Below are 21,946 nucleotides of genomic sequence, written 5' to 3' on the forward strand. Positions count from 1 at the left end.
CTCTCCCTTACACCAGCTCGGTTTTCACGCCGTCCTGCACCAGCAGCTCAGCGTCGCCGTTGCTCCAGACGTGGTACTGGGTGCCGGCAATGGTGACGGTTCCAGCCTGCTCGGCCCAGCCGTTCTGCTCACTGCCCTCTGGCAGGATGTCTTCGAGGCGCACGGTGTCGCCCTGGTTGCCGTTGACGATAATTTGCTTAGTGGCATCATCAATCGCCAGGTTCTCACTGCCGTGCCTGAGCACATCCTGCAGGCTGAGCGTCAGAGCGTTATTGCCGGCGTTGTCCATCTGGATCACGCTGGTTTTGCTGCCGTCCTCCACCTGGTCGGCAAAAATCACCGTTTGATCTTCGCTGTCGACCAGCAGCTGATAGAGCTGATTATCGGCGTCGAAAACCTGGATCGGATCATAGAGATCGTTTTCGTCAAACAGGTACAGTTTGCCGCCGTTGGTGTTGATTTCCGGATGGACGTATTCGCCCCATTTGATGTCATCAATATAAAAACCAGCATCATTGTCGTCTGGTGTGGTTTCCTGACCCAGCACTAAATCGATATGACCGATTTTTTTACCCGGCGGTGCGATAAACTGATAGGTGTCAGGGGATGTGTCAGTACGGTAACCTACGGTTGTAATCATTTCACGGTAAAGAATTTCACCGGTTGTTGAGTAAACAATAATTTCATGCTGGTTAGCTGATTGTACCGAGCTCAGCGCAAATTCGACCTTATCCGTGCTGCCAAAGTCATACGTGTAAGTAGAGTTATCGCCTAATAAAAATGCACGATATTCACCTTTGCCATTAGAAACTCTGGCTTGATCTAATTTTGAGACTGAATCTGGATGTGCTTTTCCGGAAAATTTAACGCCACCAGATAGTGTGTTAACCCGGGTCATGTCGAACTTGTAGTCAACGGCATATTGATCGAATGATTCCAGGCCGGAGTCGATGTTTACCCCCCATGCGATGTGATCGATGGTAAACCCACCATCTACAGTGTTTTCAACACCGGAATCATCTCCAACAATAAATTCAATATGTGAAATTGATTTCCCTGTTTGTGCAACATACTCAAACTTACTGTAGTCAACACCGACAGATTTTAGTGATTCTTCAAAGAGTAACTCACCAGAAGTAGAAAAAATCTTGATTTTATGACGGTTAGAGTAAAAAACGTTGTGATAATCAAATGATATTTTATCGGTTGGTTCAAAAGTTATTTCATAGGTGGAGTTGTTTTTAAAATATAATGATTTGTAGGATTTTGACTTGGCATTGTCATAAACCTCTGCTTCAGTGCCTTTCACGGTTTTGAAAATCAAACCACTGCCGAGTTTATCTGCTTTGCCCAGAGGGAATTTATATGCTGCTTCATAGCTATCGAAAGCTTCAAAGCCATGGCTACCATGTGTGATATCATCATTCGCGTAACGTTTTGTTATGATGTTGTCAATCCCAAAAACATTTCTTGCGCTTTTTAAATGAAGCTCAACATAACTTATTTCAATCTCACCGGAGAAGAAGCGTAGCACTTCACGGGCTTCATTACGTGTATCAGTGGCGTATACGCGGCCAATCTCTCTACCATTAGCATCATAAAAGCTAACGTATGAATCAGCTCCCTCCCAGTCTATGGCAGTTAGTTCAAAATAGTTAATTTTTTCAGCTAACATTATTTTCTGGACGGTTTCTATATTGAGATTCATATTGTCAATGATAAGGCTTTTCCCATAAATAGCATTATCTTCAATGCGGGTTTTCACCTTTTCCTGATTATTGAATTTGAAGTTGAGATCGCCATAAATGAAATCTTTAGTCATGTCTCCTGGAATTATTGATTCAAAATCATAAGATTTAACTATTACTTCATGTTCAACAACTCGCAGCGCATAATCTGCACTATAGCTGTTGCCATTGGTGGTTTTCGCTCTGAAATCCCAGTTACCATATTCCAGCTCGTCTTTTGGCGTAAACGACCAGCGGCCATTCGCATCCGCAACCGTTGACCCGCTATGCCAGGTTTTGCCGTCGCGTGAGTACTCAACCTGCACAACCGCATTCGCCTCGGCACTGCCGCGCAGCTCCGGCTGAGTATCATTGGTCAGTCCGCCCGATTTCACCTCACCGGTAATTTTGCCCACATCATCCCAGGCCATAGAGATTTCTGGTGCGACGCTGCCCGGCGCCGCAATCTGCAGCCCAAATGGTTTACCGTTCGTATCACGCGTGCCAGACGTTCCCGCCTGGAACTCATATGTCCCCGGAGAAAGACGGTCAGTCTCATACTCCCAGCGGCCATCGGCGCCAGCAGTCACACTGTCCAGCAGTTCCCATGCGCCCAGCACGTTGCGATAGTGGATATATACCAGGCTGTTAGATTCGGCGCGGCCGTGCAGGTTTGGCGTGCGGTCATCGGTAATCGCGCCGTTGCCCAGCGTGCCGGTGAACGGGCCAAAGTCATCGTAAGCGTGGGTGATTTCCGTTTTTGCTGCCGGTGCGAGATCGATATCCAGCTTGAATTCGTCGGTCCAGCCGCTGCCGGCGTTGGCGCGGAACTCCCAGTTACCGGCACCCAGCGCCGGGTTTAGCGTCCAGCTCCAGCTGGTGCCGTTCATCACCGCATTGCCGCCGTCGATCCATTCACCTTTATCGTTACGGTACTGAATACGCACCACGCTGCCTTCCGGCGCACTGCCGCGCAGCTCTGGCGTAGTGTCGTCGGTGATGCCGCCGCTTTTCAGTGAGCCGGTCAGGCTGCCGGCATTGTCGATCGCCTCAATGATTTTGGCCACGCCGCCCGGATCGCTCGGCACGTCGCCGTCTTTTCCGATAGTAATGTTAAACTCATCGGATACTTTGCCCTCACGCACCTTACCGGCGAAGGTTTCCGCAGCCACCAGCGTCAGGTTGTGACGACCATCCGCCAGATCCACCGTCGGCTCCAGCGTCCACAGGCCAGTTTTCTCATCGGCTTTGGCGCTGCCGATCACGGTGTTGCCCTCTTTCAGATACACCACGGTGCCCTTTTCGGCGATGCCGGTCAGGGTCGGGCGGCGGTCATCAGTCATTTTACCGGCGTCAAAGCTGCCGGTGATGGCGCCCTGATCGTCGTACAGGTTGAGCAGCGTCGGTGCGGCCGGCGGCGTGGTGTCGACTATCAGCGTGCGCTGCGTCGGCGTGCTGAGGTTACCGGCGGTATCGATGGTCATAAAGGAGAGGCTGTATTCACCGTTGGCCAGCGCTTCCGGTGGCGTCCACTTCCAGCTGCCGTCCTGCGGGTTGATGTCGACAAAGAAATTCCTGTCGCCAAGCGTAATCATTACCTGGCCGCCTTTGCCCACTTCTGAATTGATGATGCCGGAGAAGGTTGGGGTGTTGGTGTCGCGCTCGAGGTACTTCACCTCTTTAAAATCAAACAGATACATGGAGTTTTTCCTGTGTTTTACGTTGGGTCTATTGCAGCAAAGCCCGCTGCGCCTTGTTATAAAGTGCGCATTTTGTAATAGATGACGTAAAACGCTGTATGAGACCTGTCCCGAAGGGAGAAAAGTCCGAACGGGTGAAAAGCCGGGGGAAAGAGGGCAGGGTGATGCCGTGCTGCGCGCACGGCATCGGGGGTTACACCAGTTGCAGTTGTACGCCGTCCTGCACCAGCAGTTCGGCGTCGCCGTGGCTCCAGACGTGATATTGCGTACCGGCGATGGTCAGGGTGCCAGTCTGCTGCGTCCAGCCATCGACCGCTTCGCCTTCCGGCAGAATATCCTGCAGCTGCACGCTGTCGCCCGGCTTGCCGTTCACCAGCAGCTGGGTGCTGTCATCCTCAATGAACAGCCCTGTGCCACCTTCACTCAGCAGTTGGTGCAGCGTCAGCGCGTCCGGCTGGGCTTCATCCTGCGCCTGCTGATCGAACGCGGCGTCCGGGCTGACGTCGAGCACGAATTTGCTGCTCCAGTTGCTCTTCATCTCGCCGGTCGAGGCGCGCGCCTGATATTCCCACACGCCAGGCTGATGCAGATACGGCGAGGTGAAGCTCCACTTGCCGTCGGCATCGACCAGCACGCTGCCGGCGTGGCGCAAGCCTTCACCCTGCACGCCATATTCGATCTCAATCACCTGGCCCGGCGTGCCGCTGCCGTGCAGCGTTGGCGTGGTGTCATCGGTTGAGTCGTGCTGATAAACCGGCCCCTGCAGCGGGCCCGCGTTGTCCCAGGCGTAGTCGATGGTCGGTTCCAGCGGCGCGCCGGGGATCACCAGCAACTCGAACTTATCGCTCCACGCGCTGGCTTTGCCATCGGCCACGCCGCGCGAGCGGAAACCCCATTCGCCAAAATAGGTGAGTTCGAAGCCGGCGAACTGCCAGTTGCCCTGCGCATCGACCGTCACGCTGCCCGCGCTGTGCCAGCCGCTGTTACTCAGGTTGTACTCAATCTCAACGATGCTGCCCGGCGCACCACGACCTTCCAGCACCGGCGTTTTATCGTCGGTGGTGCCGCGATGGTACACCTGGCCGGTATGGGCGCCGGTATCGTCACGCGCGCAGTCGATAGCCGGACGCAGATTTTCCAGCGCCGACATATTAAGGCTGAAATCCGGGCGGTAGTCGTCTTTGCTGTTCTCGTAGGAGGCATAGAAGGTGTAGATGCCGTCACCGCTGATCATCGCGCGCGACTGAATCACCCAGTCGCCGTTGGCATCGGTCTTGACGCTGCCTTTATAGCCGATGCCGCCGTGATCGTTCTGCGCGAACAGATAAACGATGCTGTTCGGCTCCGCGCGGCCCACGATCAGCGGCGAGAAGTCGTCGGTGGTGGAACCGCTGGCGAGCTGGCCCTGTACGGTGCCGACATCGTCAATGGCGTAGCTGATGGTCGGTGGCACCGGTCCGCTGTCAACCACAGTGATGTCAAAGTGGTCAGAAGGTTCGCTGACACGGCCAAACTCGTCGGTCGCGGTGACGGTTAGCTGATGCCCGCCCGCGCCCAGCAGCGGCTCCAGCGACCATTCGCCGCTTTTACTGGCCACGGTGCTGCCAATCAGCCTGTCGTGATCGTACAGCCGCACCGTGCTGCCCGGCAGCGCATAGCCCTGCACTTTGGGTGTGGTGTCATCAATGGTGTGACCGCGCCCGACCGGGCCGGTTTCGCTGCCAACGTCATCAAACAGCGCGGTGATCGCCGGTTTGTCCGGCACCGAGAGCGCGACGTCAACAGAGAACGGATGCGGCTCACCGCTGTCGCTGATGCACGCCACCATGTCATGGCTGCCTTCGCTCAGCGAGAACGGCGGCTGAAATGACCAGCTGCCGTCGGCGGCAATCGGCGTGCTGTAGCGGTGATCGTTGATAATGAATTCAATGATTTCACCGGCCTGCGCCGGCAGGCTGCCGCTCAGCAGCGGATAAGGTGTGCCCACTCGCAAGGTATTAATGGAGGAAAAGGGGTCAAAGCTGAGAGGTGTTAGCATAAGTATTCTCCACCAAAATCAACAACGGCGTGATTACCGTTGCCTGCCCAGCATAACGGGGGAGGGGATAGCGCCATGTACCAGAATCGTCTCGTTTCTAAGACTGATCTTAATAAGTTCTGCTAATGAAAAGCGCATTAAAAAGAGTGGGATATGGCTCATGATATTGCTTGTTGAGGTTTGATATCGCTGAATTTATGTCACTGGTAAAGTCGATAGTCTGTGCTGCACCTGTCACCTGGAAAGCCCAGAATTATTAACTTTCCTCATAAGCTGATCGGACCGGCCGTGTTAACTATTTGTTACCTTTGTTTGTACTTTTGTAAAGTGCAATGGTGAACAGGATCACATCTATTCACGCGCCGGCAGGCTAAAACAGGAGAAAAACCAGGAAGGACGATATGAGCTCAAGTCACGCTTTACAAAAGTCATCGCAGGGCGGTGCCAAAACCATCTTTAGCGTTACCAGCGGTAACTTTCTTGAGATGTACGATTTTATGGTGTTTGGCTACTACGCCACCGCCATTGCAAAAACCTTTTTCCCGGGCGACGATCCGTTTGCCTCGCTGATGCTGACGCTGATGACCTTTGGTGCCGGCTTCCTGATGCGCCCGCTCGGCGCGATTATACTGGGGGCCTACATTGACCATCACGGCCGGCGCAAAGGGCTGCTGCTGACGCTCGGCCTGATGGCGCTCGGTACGCTGACTATCGCACTGGTACCAGGCTACGCCACGCTGGGCGCGGCGGCACCGATTCTGATTCTGCTGGGTCGCCTGCTGCAGGGTTTCTCGGCGGGTGTGGAGCTGGGCGGCGTCTCAGTTTATCTGTCTGAAGTGGCTCCCAAAGGCCGTAAAGGCTTTTACGTCAGCTGGCAGTCGGGCAGCCAGCAGGTAGCGGTAATCTTTGCCGCGCTGCTGGGGCTGGGGCTTAATCATCTGCTGGCGAAGGACGCGGTGACCGAATGGGGCTGGCGTATTCCGTTTGTGGTCGGCTGTCTGATTGTGCCGTTCCTGTTCTGGATTCGCCGCATGCTGGAAGAGACCGAAGCGTTCAGCCAGCGCAAATCGCACCCGTCGATGGGCCAGATTGTGCGTTCAGTGGGGCAAAACTGGGCGCTGGTGCTGGCTGGCATGCTGATGGTGGTCACCACCACGGTGATGTTCTACATGATCACCGCGTTTACCCCGACCTTTGGTAAAACCGTGCTGATGATGAGTGACAAACAGAGCTTCCTCGTGACGCTGTTTGTCGGCATCTCCAACCTGTTCTGGCTGCCGGTGATGGGCGCGCTGTCGGACCGCGTCGGAAGGCGACCGCTGCTGATTACTTTTACCGTGTTGATGATCCTGACAACCTGGCCGGTGCTGCACGGGCTGGTGGGATCGCCGACCTTCGCGCACCTGGTGGAAGCGGAGCTGTGGTTATCGTTCCTGTACGCCAGCTATAACGGCGCGATGGTGGTGTATCTGGCGGAGATCATGCCGGCTGAAGTGCGTGCTTCGGGCTTTTCGCTGGCCTACAGCCTGGCGACCGCGCTGTTTGGTGGTTTTACGCCGGCGATTTCGAGCTATCTGATTCATGCTACAGGCGATAAAGCGATGCCGGGTGTCTGGCTGTCGTTCGCCGCAGTGTGCGGTCTGGTGGGCACGCTGCTGATCGGCCGCATGGTGAAACAGTATCAGGCACGGCACAGCGCAACAGTAGTGGGCGCGTCGCTGTAGTTAGAGTTGGTATGCGCTGGCCCTCACTTTAACATTTTCCCACTTGCCCTCACCCTGACCCTCTCCCGCATGCGGGAGAGGGAACCGCTCGGTGTGGGTTTGCAGACCTGCACTTCACCTCAACACTCGCTTGGTTGGCTCCTTCTCCCGCTGGCCCTCACCCTAACCCTCTCCCGCACGCGGGAGAGGGAACCGCTCAGTGCGGTTTCGCAAACCTGCACTTCACCCAACCCCCCGCTCGAACAACCCCTTCTCCCGCTGGCGGGAGAAGGCGGGGGATGAGGGTGCCAGCCAGCTCCTGCTCTGCGTGCTGGCCCTCACCCTGACCCTCTCCCGCACGCGGGAGAGGGAACCGTTCAGTGCGGTTTCGCAGACCTGCACTTCACCTCAACGCCCGCGCGGTGGGCTCCTTCTCCCGTCAGCGGGAGAAGGCGGGGGATGAGGGGGCCAGCGAGTTCCCGTCTGCGTGCTGGCCCTCACCCTGACCCTCTCCCGCACGCGGGAGAGGGAACCGTTCGGTGCGGTTTGCAGACCTGCGCTTCACCTCAACATCCGCGCGATCGGCTCCTTCTCCCGCTGGCGGGAGAAGGCGGGGGATGAGGGGGCAAGCCAGCTCCTGCTCTGCGCGCTGGCCCTCACCCTAACCCTCTCCCGCACGCGGGAGAGGGAACCGTTCAGTGCGGTTTCGCAAACCTGCACTTCACCTCAACCCCCGCGCGATCGGCCCCTTCTCCCGCTGGCGGGAGAAGGCGGGGGATGAGGGTGCCAGCCAGCTCCCGTCCCACCCCGCTAAAACGCCACATCCACCACCACGCTATCGCTGTAATTGCCCGCTGCGGGCGTATTCTGCGTAGTCAGAATCTGCGCCGTATAGGTAAAGTTGCGCGTCACGGTATCCGCGTTGAGCGATGTCGAGGTCGCGCTGCTCCAGCGGTCGCTGCCGCTCGGGCCCCAGCGATTAGTGGTGGTAGTACCTTTATAAATATCGTAAGCCAGCCGGTTGGTGCCGCTCGCCATCTGGCGCGTGGTGCCGCTGTAATAGCTGCCATTACTCAGTCCCACCGTATACGTGCTGCCCTTTGAACACACCACGTTAATCGTCTGCTGCACGGTAGAAAAACTGCCGACCAGCGGCGCACTGCCGAAGCTGACGTTCGGCGCCGTAATCGTGGTGCAGTCGTTGGTGATCACCATATTCACGGTGATCGGCATCGCCGTCCCGCTGCTGCTCTGCACGGTGCCGACGCACACGCCGGCCACATTTAGCCCGGCGCACACGTTATAACTCACCGTCAGCGTGATGGTGGTGGTGTAACTGCCGGCGGCAATCACCTGGCCAGGCACGGTGCGGAAATAGAGTGGAATGACAAAATTGAGGCTGTTGCCGAGCGCCAGCAGCGCGGAAGAGTTCCAGCGATAGCTGCCGCCCTGGCGCAGTTCGGTGGCACAAGCGCTGTCGATGCACAGCTGAATCGGCACGTTATCGGTGCCGCTGGCCGATGCCTTCATGGTGGCGCGCGTGCCGCTCAGGTAGCTGGCAGTGGTAAACGCATAGGCGACGTAATCGCTGCCCAGCAGGTTGAGCGTGCCGGTGCCGCAGTTAACGTTGGTGTTACTGGAAGTATTGACCGCCGTCGACTGAACGTAAAACGTGGTTTGCGTGCCAAAGCTGGCGTTGGGGGCCGAAAGCGAACAGAGCGCGTAGCTGCTGGCCGGCAGCAGCCACAGCAGCAAGAACAGAAATTTCCTCATGGCGAGATCCCTGACTGTGAGTTGTTGGCGGCATTCACGGCCGTACCGGGCGCGGCAGGCGGCAGCGGGCAGGTGAGTGGACCGTAAGTCTGCAGCGCTTTAGGCTGCCCCTCAGCGATAGCCAGCGTGGTCTCGCACTGGCGGCCGTCCGGCGTCACCACGCGCATCGGGTTGCTGGCGCTGAGATCTTCCATCCACACGAGGCCGTCCCAGCCGACATATTCGGTGGCGCGATCGCGGCGCAACACCTGGCTGGAGACCGGCAGCGGCTGGCCGTCGCTGTCGTGCAGGATCACGCTGGCGGCGCGCAGACGCTCCACCGGGAAATTCAGCAGATAGCCACTTTTGCGCTTCACCGCGAAACGCTGCTCCACTTTGGGCGCGGTCATGTCAGCCGGCAGATCGAGGGTATCGATATCGTACTTCGCGCCGTAATAGCTGCTGATGGACGGCACCAGCAAATAGCCAGCGTCATCGGTGCGGCCCATCGTCTGGTTTTCGTAGCGCACCGTCACGTCCGGATAGCGGGTTTTCACCACCACAAAGGCATCGTTGATGTTGTTGGCGGCGAACACATGGTTGTCCATCAGCACCAGCGAGCCGGTAAAATCGGCCCACTGCGTGGTGTTGTCATCGTCGCCGTAAAAGCCAGCGGAAGTATCGATCTTGTTATTGCGATAGCGCAGGCTGCCCTGACGATAATCGCCGCTGTCGCCGCCCTGATGCGCCCATGACGCATCGTAAGCAAAACCGCCGTCGCTCGGCATGGCGCGTGACACGTACAGGCGCTGATTGCTTTGTCCCTGCTGATCGCGCTCGACGCTGATCGATGCGCTGCTCTGTTCGCCAAACGGAATCACCAGCGAAATCGCGCCGCTCCAGTCGCCCTGTTGCTGGTCGCGGCTGGCGGAGATGTACAGGCTGCTGTTGCCCCACAGGTTTTTACTCCACGATAAATTCCACAGGCGGGTGCGATCGCCGCTGCCGCCGGCGATGTCCAGATACGCCAGACCGAGGCTGCCGTACTGGCTGAGCGACAGGCTGGCGGTGTACTGCGCGCTGCGTCTGGCGAGCGAATAGCTGGTGTTGGCGCTATCGCCGCGGCTGCCGACCAGCGCCAGGTTGCCGAAATCCGCGCTGCGCAGCGTGTGCTGGGTGCCGAGGCTGAACCAGCTGTTGTTGTACTGGTAACCCCAGCTGTACTGGGTGCCGGGCCTGCCGTCCAGCTGGCTCTGCGCCAGCGCGGCATTGATGACGCCAAGGCTGCCCAGCTTCACCAGCGCGCCGGCACCGCCCATCGCCACGTCACTGCTGCCTTCGGCGTGCGATTCCAGCGTCAGCCAGTCGCGCAGGCCGTAGCGATAGGAACCGCTGGCCGCCGCCACGCCGTAATCAAAGTTTTTGATGCCGTAGTTCTCGCGAATCGCCCCGGCGGAGAAGGCGTAATCAGACAGGCCGGTTTTCAGCAGGCTGCTGGAGACGTAGAACGGCAGCGTCGTCGTCACCTGACGACCGACCGCGTCGGTGGTGGTGATCACCGCATCGCCCGCCCCGTTCACGAACGGCACATTGGTCAGCGACCACGGCCCCGGCTGCACGTTGGCCTGCGCGCTGCGATAGCCATTGATAAACAGATCGACTGACGACGGCACCGCCGCCTGGCCGCTAAAGGCCGGCAGCGGGTAGGTGACCAGATCTGGCCGCACGCTGAAGTCACGCGCGATCTGCACGCCGCCAAGGCGCACGCTGTTGCTCCAGCCCAGCGCATCCGTAATCAAATCGCCGGCGCGCCAGCTCAGCGCGGCGTTCTCGTTCTCGTTGCTGTACCAGGTGTCGTAGCGAATATAACCCTGCTGCTGGCCGCTGGTATCGCCCGCAATCTGCTGAATATAGACACCGTTACTGGAGAACTGGCCGGCCGGACCGAACAGGCGTAGCTCGTTCCAGCTGGAGAGGCGCGAACCGGCGTTGTCGGTGCGCGTGGCGTAGAGGTCGTAGTTGAGCAGCGCACCGTTGCTGGCCTGACCGGGGTAGCGTGGGCCATTTTGCGGCTGACCGAGCGTCTGCTCTGGCAGCCAGGCGGGCGGTACCGTCAGCAGCAGGCGCTGGCGGCGTTCATCGTATTCCACTTTGACCTCCCCCAACTGACCGGGAGCGACCTGTTCGCCAGCCAGCTTCGCCGCCGGAATGCCGGCACGCTGCAGATCGCCGCTGCGCAGCCAGAACTCACCGTCACGCCGCTCTACCGGCACAATCTCGCCCCGTTCGCGCTGGTTCACCACCAGTTCCAGCATGTATTGCTGGCCGCTGGCGCTGTGGTTGACGGCAGGCGGCGGTGGCAGCTCAGAGAAAGTCTCTGCGCTGCTCAGCGGGGAAAAGCACAGCACGCTGGTCACCGCCAGCGCGCAGGGAGGCGGCGTCAGTTTCATCAGCGCGCGGCAGCGCTGCGCCAGTGATTTTTATTCACCTCGGCCGCGAGTTCACCGCTCACCGGGCTGTTCAGCGGCCAGCGGTGGCTGCTGTTAGCCAGCACATAGCCAAACAGGCCGTTGCCGAGCGCGCGACCGCCGACGGTGACGTTGCTCAGGCGCGCGTGGCCGTTGCCGCGATTGGTCAGCTCCAGCCAGCGTTTGCCGTCGCGGCTGACCTGACGCCAGCTGAGATCGGCTTTAGCGCTGTCGCGCGTCAGGCCATCGCCATAGACAAACAGCGGCACCGAGTAGCGCATCTGAAAGGTTAGCCCGGCCTGATTCTCGCCCGGCGAGCGCGGCGTCGGGATCTCATCCAGCACCACGCGATAGGCTTGCTCCACGCCGGCGGGCGGCGCGCTCTGGCGAATCAGACGCACCAGCTGCTTCTGCCCCGGCTCCAGCCGCACCATCGGCGGGCTGGCGACCACCTGCTGCTGCGTTTGATACTGCTCCTGGCCGTCAATCTGCTGCCAGTTGAAGATGCGCACCTGCATGATGGTGGTGGCGTTACCGCGATTCTCCAGCCACAGTTCGCTGGCTTTTTCCTGTGGGTTGATGGCGGGATCGATCGGCCAGATCATCAGCGAGTTGGCAGCGAAGCTGGCGGGCGACAGGGCCAGAAGAAACCACAGAAGCAGGGCGCGCAGGCTCATCATCTTTCATCCTTTTTATGCTGCCGTCACCAGCTCAGGGTGACGGTTAACGTATCGGTATAGGTCCCGGCGCGCGTCGGGCCGGGCAGGGTTAACAGGCCATAAATCGGCAGCACGATGTTATTGGCGTTGCTGTAACTCAGCGCCACCGGCGAGTTAACCGGAATCGCCGTGGTGTGCGCTGCGTTGGTATACAGGCTGTAGGCCACGGTATCGGTGTTACTGGTGTGTTTGAGATTGCGGCTGCTGGTGTAATTGCTGCCGCCATTGATACTCATGCTGAGGGCGGTACCCGGCGTGCAGGCGAGGGTGAGGGTGGTGCTTTGCACGTAGCTGGCGCTGACGCCGCTGCTCGCCACGCCCGACTGGGTGCCAAAATTCAGCGTGCCAAACACGCCGGTATTGGTACCGGAGATCACGCAGCCTGCCACCACTGACGCAGAGACCTGGAAGGTGGCCGTCGGCAAACTCCAGGCCGGGACGCTCCCTATCAGCAGGGCCAGGCTGCCAGCACGCAGCAGCCAGACCATCCTTCTTACCCCACCGCTGGCGTCAGTAGTTCACCGCCACGTTAATAGTATCGGTGTAGGTACCGGCCGGAATCAGTGGGTTAAAGCCGCCGCCGACCACCCGACCATAAATGGCATAGTTGGTGCCGAGCGTCGGATCGGTGGTGCCGCTGGCGGCAATATTGGTGTTGTTGGCGATGGCGGTGGTAAACGCGGCGTCGCTGTACAGCGTGTAAGCAATGCCCTGCGTATTGTTGGAGCCGAGGATCAGGTAACGCGGCTGGCCGCTCACCGTACCGTAAATGGTGGCCGGTGCCGGATTACTGCTGGTGACCTGCACATTAAAGGTTTGGCCTGTGGTGCAGCGGACAAAAATGCCGTTCCCGGATGCCCCCACCAGGGTGGCGTTTAAGGTATCAAAGGTTGCAGCGCTGCTACCGAAGTTCAGGGTACCGAAGTTAACCCCGCTGGTGGCGGACTGACCGTTCACCAGACAGCCGGTGGTGAGCGTCAATGTGGCATTGATGGTTCCCGTTGTGGTGGCAGCAAAAACCGTTGCAGGGGCGAGTGCGGCGCTCAGGCTGGTAGCCAAAAGAAAAAGCTTGAGTTTCATAATCAATCCTTACTGATTATCCAAGGTCAGTGCTTTTTCGCCTGGTGATTCATTAATGAAACGAACCCGTAAGTAACAAGACGCCGCGATCGGCAAACGAACTTAATGCCCTGCCACCTAAGAAAATTCTTAAAGGCTGAGTTAGTGATTTATATCAGTTTTATTTACTATAGAACACCCTTTTGCCGCTTGTACAACGCACCGGAGAATTTTCGCTAATCAATTTCTCCTTTTCCCCGTTAATGCAGTCATAACAAGGGCTGGCGGCCCGTTAAAAAAACCAAACGGCAAGTGATTCCCCCCTCTACCGCGACTTCAGGTTCAATGCTATGTTCATGCATTAATCAGATATCATTACTTTTCCCGGCCGCGACAGACGATGAGAATAAAAAATAGCCGTGCAATACCTCCAGTTATTTATGGATCTGTTTTTGTGTTGCCGCATCGCTGGTGGTCATTACCTGCCTCACATTGATGTTTTCACTTTTTCTGTTGTTAATTGACGATACCGCACCTGCGCCGCCGCGGGTTGAGTTGAGGAGCGCACATGTTGCTGGTTACCTGGGATAGCGTTCTGGTTGCCGTTTCGCTGATTGTGGCGTTTATCGCGGCGTTTACGGCGCTGGATACCGCCGGGCGCGTCGCCGTGTCGCGCGGCCTGCTGGCGAAGCTGTGGCTGGTGGCCGGCGGTACGGCGATGGGCATTGGCATCTGGGCGATGCACTTCATTGGTATGCTGGCGATGATGATGCCGATGACCATGCGCTATGACATTCCGCTCACCGCCTTCTCGCTGCTGCTGGCAATTCTCACCAGCATCTTCGCCTTTGCGCAGGGCCTGCAGGGCAGCCATCTGACGCGCCGCCGGCTGCTGCGCGGCACGGTGATCCTCGGCAGCGGCGTGGTTGCCATGCACTATCTCGGCATGCTGGCGCTGCTGATTGAACCCGCCATTCACTGGGATCTTCGCCTGGTTGCGTTGTCGGTACTGATTGCCTACGGCGCATCCGGTGCCGCGCTGTGGCTGGCGTTTCACCTGCGCCACGGCGAGAGCCTGCTGCTGATGCGCGCCTGCGCGGCGCTGGCGATGGGGGTGGCGATTGCCGGCATGCACTACACCGGCATGGCGGCCGCGCAGTTCAGCGCACCGGGCAGCATGCAGCACCACGGCATGGGACAGGAGGGGCTGGCGGTGTGGGTAACCATCATCACGCTCACCATTCTCGGTCTGACATTGCTGATCTCAATGCTGGATGCCCAGCTGCGCGCGGCGCGTCTTGCCGCCCGGCTGCGGCGCGCCAACAGCGAGCTGCGCCAGCTGGCGCTGCACGATACTCTCACCGCACTGCCCAATCGCGTGATGCTCGACCAGCAGCTCAGCACGCAAATCAAACAGGCGACGCTGTATGACCAGCCTTTTGCCCTGATGTTTATGGATCTCGACGGCTTCAAAGCGGTGAACGATACCTGGGGGCATCACGTCGGCGATCGTTTGCTGGTCGCCGTGGCGGAACGGCTGCGCACCCAGCTGGATGCGGACATTTTGCTGGCACGCCTCGGCGGCGATGAGTTTGTCATGTTGTGTCCGCAGTACGCGGCGACCCAGGCTGAAGCGCTGGCACAGCGGCTGGTGCACAGCATTGATGCACCGTTTGAGCTGGATCGTTACTCGCTGCGCGTCTCGCTCAGCATCGGCATCGTGATCTTCCCGCAGCATGGCCGCAGCCCGCAGGAGATGATGTTTAACGCTGACTCGGCCATGTACCACACCAAGCACAGCGGGCGTAACGGCTGGAGCCTGTTTGAGCCAGTGATGAGCGCGGTGGCGCAGCATCAGCTGGCGCTGGCCAACGATTTATGGAACGCGCTGGAGTGCCAGGAGATGCGCCTGTTCTACCAGCCGAAGTTTCGCGCGGGCGGGACCATTCTGATGGGTTTTGAGGCGTTACTGCGCTGGCAGCATCCGCGCCGCGGCTTGCTGATGCCGGATATGTTTCTGGCGCGCGCCGAGAAAACCGGCCAGATTGTGGCGCTCGGCAACTGGGTGATCAACGAAGCCTGCCGCCAGCTGCGGCAGTGGCAGGACGAGGGCAACCGCGACTGGAGCGTCTCGGTTAACCTGTCCGCACTGCAGTTTCATCAGCGCGATCTGATCGACACGCTGCGCCAGACGCTGCAGCGCTACCAGCTGCCGGAAGGCGCGCTGATGCTGGAAATCACGGAAAACATCGCCATGCGCGATCCGCAGTTCAGCCAGCAGCGCATCGCCGAACTGCAGCGGCTTGGCGTCAAAGTGGCCATCGACAACTTCGGCATTGGCTACGCCAATCTGCTGCACCTCAAGCATCTTGAGGCCAGCGAGCTGAAAATTGATCGTGCCTTTATTAACAGCCTGCGTGCCGACAGCGAGGATGCAACCGTGGTAACCGCCATGCTGACGCTGGCGCAAAGCCTTAACCTGCGCATGGTAGCGGAGGGCGTGGAGACCGAAGAGCAGCAGCGCCTGCTGACCGGTCTCGGCTTTGACACGCTGCAGGGGTACCTGCTGGGCAAACCGACGCCGGCGGAGCGCATCGGCGAATTCACCGCATCACCGCCAGTGACGGCGCTGTATCCTGATAACGTGCTGCCGCTCACCGGTGCCTGACCAGCAATTTTTGTTCTCCTTCACATCGGAAGCTTTCATCGTTCAGTGACTCATATCGGCAGCCGGTCTGCCGATAATTTCAATTATAAAACCAACATTTTCTTTTTCATTTCAACAACACCACAGCTGACTTAACACAGCTTTTTTATATGGGAAATCACTATGTTAGTGACTTCGTACGATGCGTTTACCGTTCTCGTTTCGATACTGGTAGCGATGCTGGCCTCGTTTACCGCGCTGGATATGGCGGGACGCGTCGCTTCCTCCACCGGCCGGGTGGCGCTGGTCTGGCTGCTGGGCGGCGGCTTCGCCATGGGCGTGGGCATCTGGGCCATGCACTTTATCGGCATGCTGTCGATGAGCCTGGATATGGTGATGAGCTACGATCCGCTGCTCACCGCCGCCTCAATGGTGGTGGCGATTCTCGCCTCCATCTTTGCCCTGTGGCTGGTGTGCTCGTCCGGCGACTTGCCGTGGCGACGGCTGCTGGGCGGCGCGCTGGTGCTGGGTTCCGGCGTGGTGGCGATGCACTACACCGGCATGGCGGCGCTGATGTTTGAGCCGGGCATCAGCTGGAACTGGGGCTGGATTGCGGTTTCGGTGCTGATTGCGCTGGTGGCTTCTGGTGCCGCGCTGTGGCTGGCGTTCAACCTGCGCGAAGGACATGGCCGCGTCACGCTACTGCGCGTCGGGGCGGCCGTGGTGATGGGCTGCGCCATTGCCGGCATGCACTATACCGGCATGGCGGCGGCGAACTTCCCGATGCACAGTCACGCCACGCATCACGGCGTGAACAGCGACTGGCTGGCGATGCTGGTCACAGTAGTGACGCTGGCGATTCTCGGCATTACGCTGCTGGTTTCGATGCTCGACGCGCGTATGCAGGCGCGCACCTCGATCCTCGCGCGCTCGCTGGCAGAGGCCAACCGCGAGCTGGCACAGCTGGCGCTGCACGATAACCTGACGCGACTGCCGAACCGCATCCTGCTGGAGGATCGTCTCGAGCAGGCGATCAACAAGGCCAACCGCGAGCGCTCGCAGTTTGCGCTGATGTTTATGGATCTCGACGGTTTCAAAGCGGTCAACGATGCTTTTGGTCACCACGTCGGCGATAACCTGCTAATTGCAGTAACCGAACGTATGACCGACCAGATGAAAGGGCACTACACGCTGGCGCGGCTGGGCGGTGACGAGTTTGTGCTGCTGATTGAGATCGGCGATCCTAATGATGCCGCCGCGGTGGCGGATGCGCTGGTAAAAGCCGTGGATCGCCCCTTTAGCGTGTCACGCTACGAGCTGATGGTGTCGCTGAGTATCGGCATCGCCGTTTATCCCGGTGATGGCAAGGATGAGCGCGAGCTGATGTTTAACGCCGACGCCGCGATGTATCACACCAAGAACAACGGCCGTAACGGCTACAACTTTTTCCAGCCTTCCATGAACACGCTGGCGCAGTCGCAGCTGCAGCTTAATAACGACCTGTGGCAGGCGCTGGATAGCAACGAGCTGCGTCTGTTCTATCAGCCTAAGTACTGCGCGCCGAGCGGGCCGATCATTGGCTTCGAAGCGTTGCTGCGCTGGCAGCACCCGACGCGCGGCCTGCTGACGCCGGACAAGTTTTTACCTATCGCCGAGAAGACCGGCATGATCATTAATATCGGCAACTGGGTGATCAACGAAGCCTGCCGCCAGCTGCACATCTGGCATCAGCAGGGCCATCCGCACTGGTCGGTGGCGGTGAACCTCTCTGCCTTGCAGTTTGAGCAGTGCAACCTGGTCGACACCGTGACGCAGGCGCTGGAACAGCACCAGATCCCGGCGGAGCTGCTGACGCTGGAAGTCACCGAAACCACGGCGATGCGCGATCCGGAAGAGAGCGTGCGCATCCTCACCGAACTGACCAGCATGGGGGTAAAAGCTTCGATTGATGACTTCGGCACCGGCTACTCCAGCCTGCTGTATCTCAAGCGCTTACCGGCCAGCGAGCTGAAAATCGACCGCGCTTTTGTTAACGAGCTGCAGGCCAAGTCGGAAGATGCCACCATCGTTTCCGCCATCGTCGCACTGGCGCAGTCGCTGGATCTCAAAGTGGTGGCCGAAGGCGTGGAAACCCAGGACCAGCAGGCTTTCCTCACCGGGCTCGGCTGCGACACCCTGCAGGGCTTCCTGCTGGGCAAACCGCTACCGCCAGAGCGCATCAGCGAGCTACCGGATTTTGTGAAGGACAAACCCGCGGCGCTGACAGCGGAGTAGGGGCTGTTTTCTGCCGCCTGTTATTCCTCTCTCCCGCGCGCGCTGTGTGTCTTTTCTCCCTTTACCGCGTGCGCGCTATGTGTCTTTTCATCCTCTCCCGCGTGCACGCTGTGTGTCTTTACTCCCTCTCCCGCGTGCGCACTGTGTGTCTTTTCTCCCTCTCCCGCGTGCGCACTGTGTGTCTTTTCTCCCTCACCCGCGTGCGCACTGTGTGTCTTTTCTCCCTCTCCCGCGTGCGCGCTGTGTGTCTTTTCTCCCTCTCCCGCGTGCGCGCTGTGTGTCTTTTCTCCCTCTCCCGCGAGCGGGAGAGGGCCGGGGTGAGGGCCAGGGTACGACCGGGCACATGGGTAACAGATCAGACCGGGCACACAGGTAACACTTTTTGTGGTCAGTCGATCCGGATAATACGCTTTTCTGCCCGGTCATAATACGCAAGGATGAGCCTGTCGAAGAGGATGACGTCAATGCCGTCGTCCACTTCCAGGAACCGCACGTACTCGCCCCGTAACGCTGCGCTCAGGAAGGTCCGCCCGTTCAGCCTCAGGTCGCCTTTTTCACCGACTTTGTACAGCTTCGCCCCCTCCGGATAACCCACCTCCGGCACTTTTCCGTTCCATTTCCGCGCTGAAGGCGTCCATATTTTTGCGGGCGGCTGCTGCCCGTGTGCCTCATGCGGCTTTTCCTGATTGAACTCGTTCCGCCATCCGCTGCACCACGCCTGCTGCTCTGGCAGCGAGCCAAAGACGTCGTGATGGCTCATGGCGACCTTCAGCGACCGGTGCATCCGCTCGTGGCGGGCGTTCTGCCCCGGACAGCCCGGTGCGGTTCTTTCCGGCTGTATCCCCAGTTTTATCAGCCACACGCTCAGCTGCGTCAGCGCGAGGATGCCCGGCGCAACGAAGGGCGAGCCGTTGTCGGTGCGGATAACGTCGGGCAGCCCGCCTTCCAGGAAGGCCTTTTCCATGCAGCCGCGCACGAACACCGTGGTCTCCGACGTGCCCGGCTCGCAGGACAGCAGGTAGCGGCTGTGGTTATCGGTGAGCGTGAAGGGGCGGCACCAGCTGCCGTCTTTCAGGCGGAAGCGCCCTTTAAAATCAGCGCTCCAGACGTGGTTATTCCTCACGGGTGTCGTGAGACTGCGCAGGTTGCCCGGCGTTCGCTTACGCGGCGTCCGCGGCTGCACCATTCCCGCCGCCTTCAGCAGGTCGCCGATGGTGCTGGCGGCGGGCACGATGAAGTCAGCGCCGTTGCTGAGGAACCAGTGGCGGATTTTTTTTGGCCCCCAGTCGGGGTGCTGCTGGCGGAACTGAACAAGGCGCGCGGCGATGTCGGGGGCGATTTTATCGGGCTGGAGATGGCGGGCGCGGGAGAGATTTTCAAGCGAGGAGAGCTCGCCGGGGTTAAAGCGGCTGAGCCACTTGTAGCCGGTTTTGCGGCTGATGCCGTGGCGGTGACACAGCTGCGTCATGGATTCCCCGCCTGCCTGGCAGGCGAGGATGAATTCAAGGCGTTGCATGGTAACAGTCTCAGTCCAGGGCATAGTGAGTCTCCTCTGCTATGCCGTTTATAACTGTTACCCATGTGCCCGGTCTAAAGTGTTACCCATGTGGCCGGTTTGTACCCCAGACCGCACCCAACCCAACAAAAAAAGCCGCAGCATCCCTGCCACGGCTTTTACCTCAAACTCACCTAAAAAGAAGGAGAAAAAACTTACACGAGCTCGACTTTCACCCCTTCCTGCACCAGTAGCTCAGCATCGCCGTGGTTATAGACGCTGTAATGAATGCCAGCAAGGGTGACGTTACCATTTTGTTGTATCCAGCTAACGCTATCTTGTGAATCGGGCATTAGATCTTTTAGCTTAACGACATCCCCGATATCACCATTGACTTTCATCTGGGTATTACCGTTTTCTATAAATAAATTCATCTCGCCATGCTGAAGAATAGTTTTTACATCGACCAGCAAATCGTTATCGATTTTGTCAGACATGTTACTGGTATTAACTGACCCTTTTTCAGTCAGCAGGTTAGCTAAATCGAAACTACTTTGTTCATCACCCAAGCTAATTACCTCGTTACTGGTTTTCATATCGGCAAGGTGATTGTCTGTTTTTTCTTCGACAGGTTTAATGCCGATGTTGTCTATCGCGAAATCGTTACCATTTGTACTCGCGGTACCATTGGTAATAGCCACCTTGACTTTTGTTGTTTCGGTTGCCGTGTAATAGCCTGTGTAATGTGTCCAGCTTGTTTTTTGAAGTGTTTCCGGAATGACCGATTTTCCATCAATGCTCATTCCCAGTTTTGATTTGTAATTACCTCCTGATGTATGTTGAAGGGCATCAAAAGAAACCTCATAAGTTTTCCCTTTTTCCACAATGATAGTACGGTAAGCGACTTCTCCATTGTATTCGTTGTGGATACCATTCGTCATACTACCCAACTGATTTGTTGCGTTGCCACTCCATTTTTTTACTGTCAGCTCTCCTGATTGGCCATATTTCCCCGCAGCCTTCCATCCTTGCAATGTTCCATCATTAAAATCCCATAAATAGCCTGGTGATTCTTTTCCGGACGCTGTTACGTTAATTGAAAGAGTATTACTCCATTTTGTTGTGCCAGGTTGATTTGCGTTACAGGCGCGAAACTCCCAGCCAGTCTGTTCTTTCAGTTTTGGCGATTGCCATGACCAGTTACCATCTTTATCTATAACCGCTGTGCCGCCTGCTATCCATGGATCACCAAACTGGCCATACTCAATAGCAATAATTTGTCCCGGTGAACCCGTACCTTTCAATATCGGCGTTAAATCATCTGTAAAACCACCGTGTTGTATCAGACCGCCAGAGGGGGATAAATCATCAAGTGCACCCACAATTACCGGTACTTCAGGTTGAATGTTTAACGTAAAAACTTCAGACCATTCACCGTGTTCGATACTATTAATCTCGCGCGCTTGATAGGATATGGTTATATTGCTTTCTAACTGAGGAGATTCAATCTGCCATTGACCGTTGGCGTCAACTGTGGCGTTACCCGCTGCTTTCCAATTCCCACCAGATGTGCGGTACTGAATCTCAATAATCGCGCCGGGTATTCCGGTACCGCGTAATATTGGAGTTGTATCGTCGGTCACATCGCCAGATTTAAGCTCCCCTTTTGAATTACCTGCATCATCCACAGCCTGAATAATTTCAACTTTATCTGGAGCTCGGTACTCATCGGCAATGTTAAGAATAAATTTATTTGACGCCTCGCTCTCGTAGCCACGCCCATCGGTAGCCGTCACATACAACGAATGCTCACCGTCAGCCAGCGTTGGGGTAATTTCCCAGTAGCCATTGCTGCTGGCTTTAACACTGCCAATCAGCTGGTCCTGCTTGTTGTACAGGCGAACGATGCTGTCCGGCTCGGCCACGCCTTTCAGGGTTGGCGTACGATCATCGGTCTGCTGGCCGGAGCTGACCAGACCGGTTTTATCGCCGAAATCATCCCCTGCACCAATAATCAGCGGCTGGTCCGGTGCGGAAAGGTCGACGTTGACGATAAACAGCGATGGCGCACCAATATTGCCTGCGCGGTCAATGGTACGTACGGAAAGGTTGTGCGGGCCTTCAGCCAGCGGAAACGGCGGCTGCCAGCTCCAGCTGCCGTTAGCGGCGATGGTGACGGTATAGACGGTACTGTCCATCACAATTTCCATGATGCCGCCGGCTTCTGATGGGGCGGAGCCGCTAAAGGTGCGTTGCGGATCGGTGGTCCAGAGTTGTTTTGCGTTGGTGAGTGCTGTGCTCATGATTATTCCTGCTTAAAAATTAACGTCCTGGTGAAACTGTCCAAATCAAACGACAGGCGGC

General features: G+C 57.8%; 12 protein-coding genes. 3 read left to right on the forward strand and 9 right to left on the reverse strand.

All coding sequences use genetic code 11. The annotated features are described in order from the left end of the window. Positions 1-7: 7 nt before the first annotated feature. Both E7738_RS16925 and E7738_RS16930 read right to left on the reverse strand, forming a co-directional pair. On the reverse strand, positions 8-3,427 hold the full coding sequence (locus E7738_RS16925; RefSeq protein ID WP_394515855.1) for an Ig-like domain-containing protein: 3,420 nt from the start codon (positions 3,425-3,427) through the stop codon (positions 8-10). Positions 3,428-3,620: 193 nt separating this feature from the next. Then, on the reverse strand, positions 3,621-5,465 hold the full coding sequence (locus E7738_RS16930; RefSeq protein ID WP_241798733.1) for an Ig-like domain-containing protein: 1,845 nt from the start codon (positions 5,463-5,465) through the stop codon (positions 3,621-3,623). Positions 5,466-5,866: 401 nt separating this feature from the next. On the opposite strand from E7738_RS16930, the gene E7738_RS16935 reads away from it, so the two are divergent. Beyond that, positions 5,867-7,189, forward strand: coding sequence for an MFS transporter (locus E7738_RS16935; protein WP_021509584.1), 1,323 nt, complete (start codon positions 5,867-5,869; stop codon positions 7,187-7,189). A 789-nt stretch (positions 7,190-7,978) separates the two neighbouring features. On the opposite strand, the gene E7738_RS16940 is transcribed toward E7738_RS16935, so the two are convergent. The 5 genes from E7738_RS16940 to E7738_RS16960 are packed head-to-tail and all read right to left on the reverse strand — an operon-like array spanning position 7,979 to position 13,187. Further along, a complete protein-coding gene (locus E7738_RS16940) occupies positions 7,979-8,941 on the reverse strand; it encodes a Csu type fimbrial protein (RefSeq protein ID WP_058781925.1) in 963 nt (320 codons plus the stop codon). Next, complete coding sequence (locus E7738_RS16945) at positions 8,938-11,370, reverse strand: fimbria/pilus outer membrane usher protein (protein WP_394515856.1); 2,433 nt, start codon at positions 11,368-11,370, stop codon at positions 8,938-8,940. Before E7738_RS16945 ends, E7738_RS16940 begins: the two co-directional genes overlap by 4 nt. Continuing rightward, positions 11,370-12,068: a fimbrial biogenesis chaperone gene (locus E7738_RS16950; RefSeq protein ID WP_370586629.1), complete on the reverse strand. Its 699-nt coding sequence runs from the start codon at positions 12,066-12,068 to the stop codon at positions 11,370-11,372. The genes E7738_RS16945 and E7738_RS16950 overlap by 1 nt, the downstream gene beginning before the upstream one ends. A 23-nt stretch (positions 12,069-12,091) precedes the next feature. Continuing rightward, the gene (locus E7738_RS16955) at positions 12,092-12,595 is read right to left on the reverse strand and encodes a Csu type fimbrial protein (protein WP_394515857.1); all 504 of its coding nucleotides are present in this window, start codon (positions 12,593-12,595) and stop codon (positions 12,092-12,094) included. Positions 12,596-12,617: 22 nt separating this feature from the next. Further along, positions 12,618-13,187 (reverse strand): spore coat protein U domain-containing protein, encoded by a 570-nt coding sequence (locus E7738_RS16960; RefSeq protein WP_021509578.1) that lies wholly within the window; start codon positions 13,185-13,187, stop codon positions 12,618-12,620. 547 nt (positions 13,188-13,734) lie between these two features. On the opposite strand from E7738_RS16960, the gene E7738_RS16965 reads away from it, so the two are divergent. Together E7738_RS16965 and E7738_RS16970 are read left to right on the forward strand one after the other, a co-directional pair. Beyond that, entirely contained in the window at positions 13,735-15,834 is a 2,100-nt protein-coding gene (locus tag E7738_RS16965) for a putative bifunctional diguanylate cyclase/phosphodiesterase (protein WP_058757219.1), read from the forward strand. Between the two features lie 162 nt (positions 15,835-15,996). Continuing rightward, positions 15,997-18,087, forward strand: coding sequence for a putative bifunctional diguanylate cyclase/phosphodiesterase (locus E7738_RS16970; RefSeq protein WP_031280125.1), 2,091 nt, complete (start codon positions 15,997-15,999; stop codon positions 18,085-18,087). Between the two features lie 388 nt (positions 18,088-18,475). Here E7738_RS16970 and E7738_RS16975 read toward each other — a convergent pair whose 3' ends face one another. Further along, positions 18,476-19,603 (reverse strand): DDE-type integrase/transposase/recombinase, encoded by a 1,128-nt coding sequence (locus E7738_RS16975; RefSeq protein ID WP_394515596.1) that lies wholly within the window; start codon positions 19,601-19,603, stop codon positions 18,476-18,478. A 194-nt stretch (positions 19,604-19,797) separates the two neighbouring features. Continuing rightward, positions 19,798-21,885 (reverse strand): Ig-like domain-containing protein, encoded by a 2,088-nt coding sequence (locus tag E7738_RS16980; RefSeq protein ID WP_394515858.1) that lies wholly within the window; start codon positions 21,883-21,885, stop codon positions 19,798-19,800. Positions 21,886-21,946: the final 61 nt, after the last annotated feature.

It is taken from the genome of Pantoea sp. SGAir0430 (assembly GCF_043549295.1).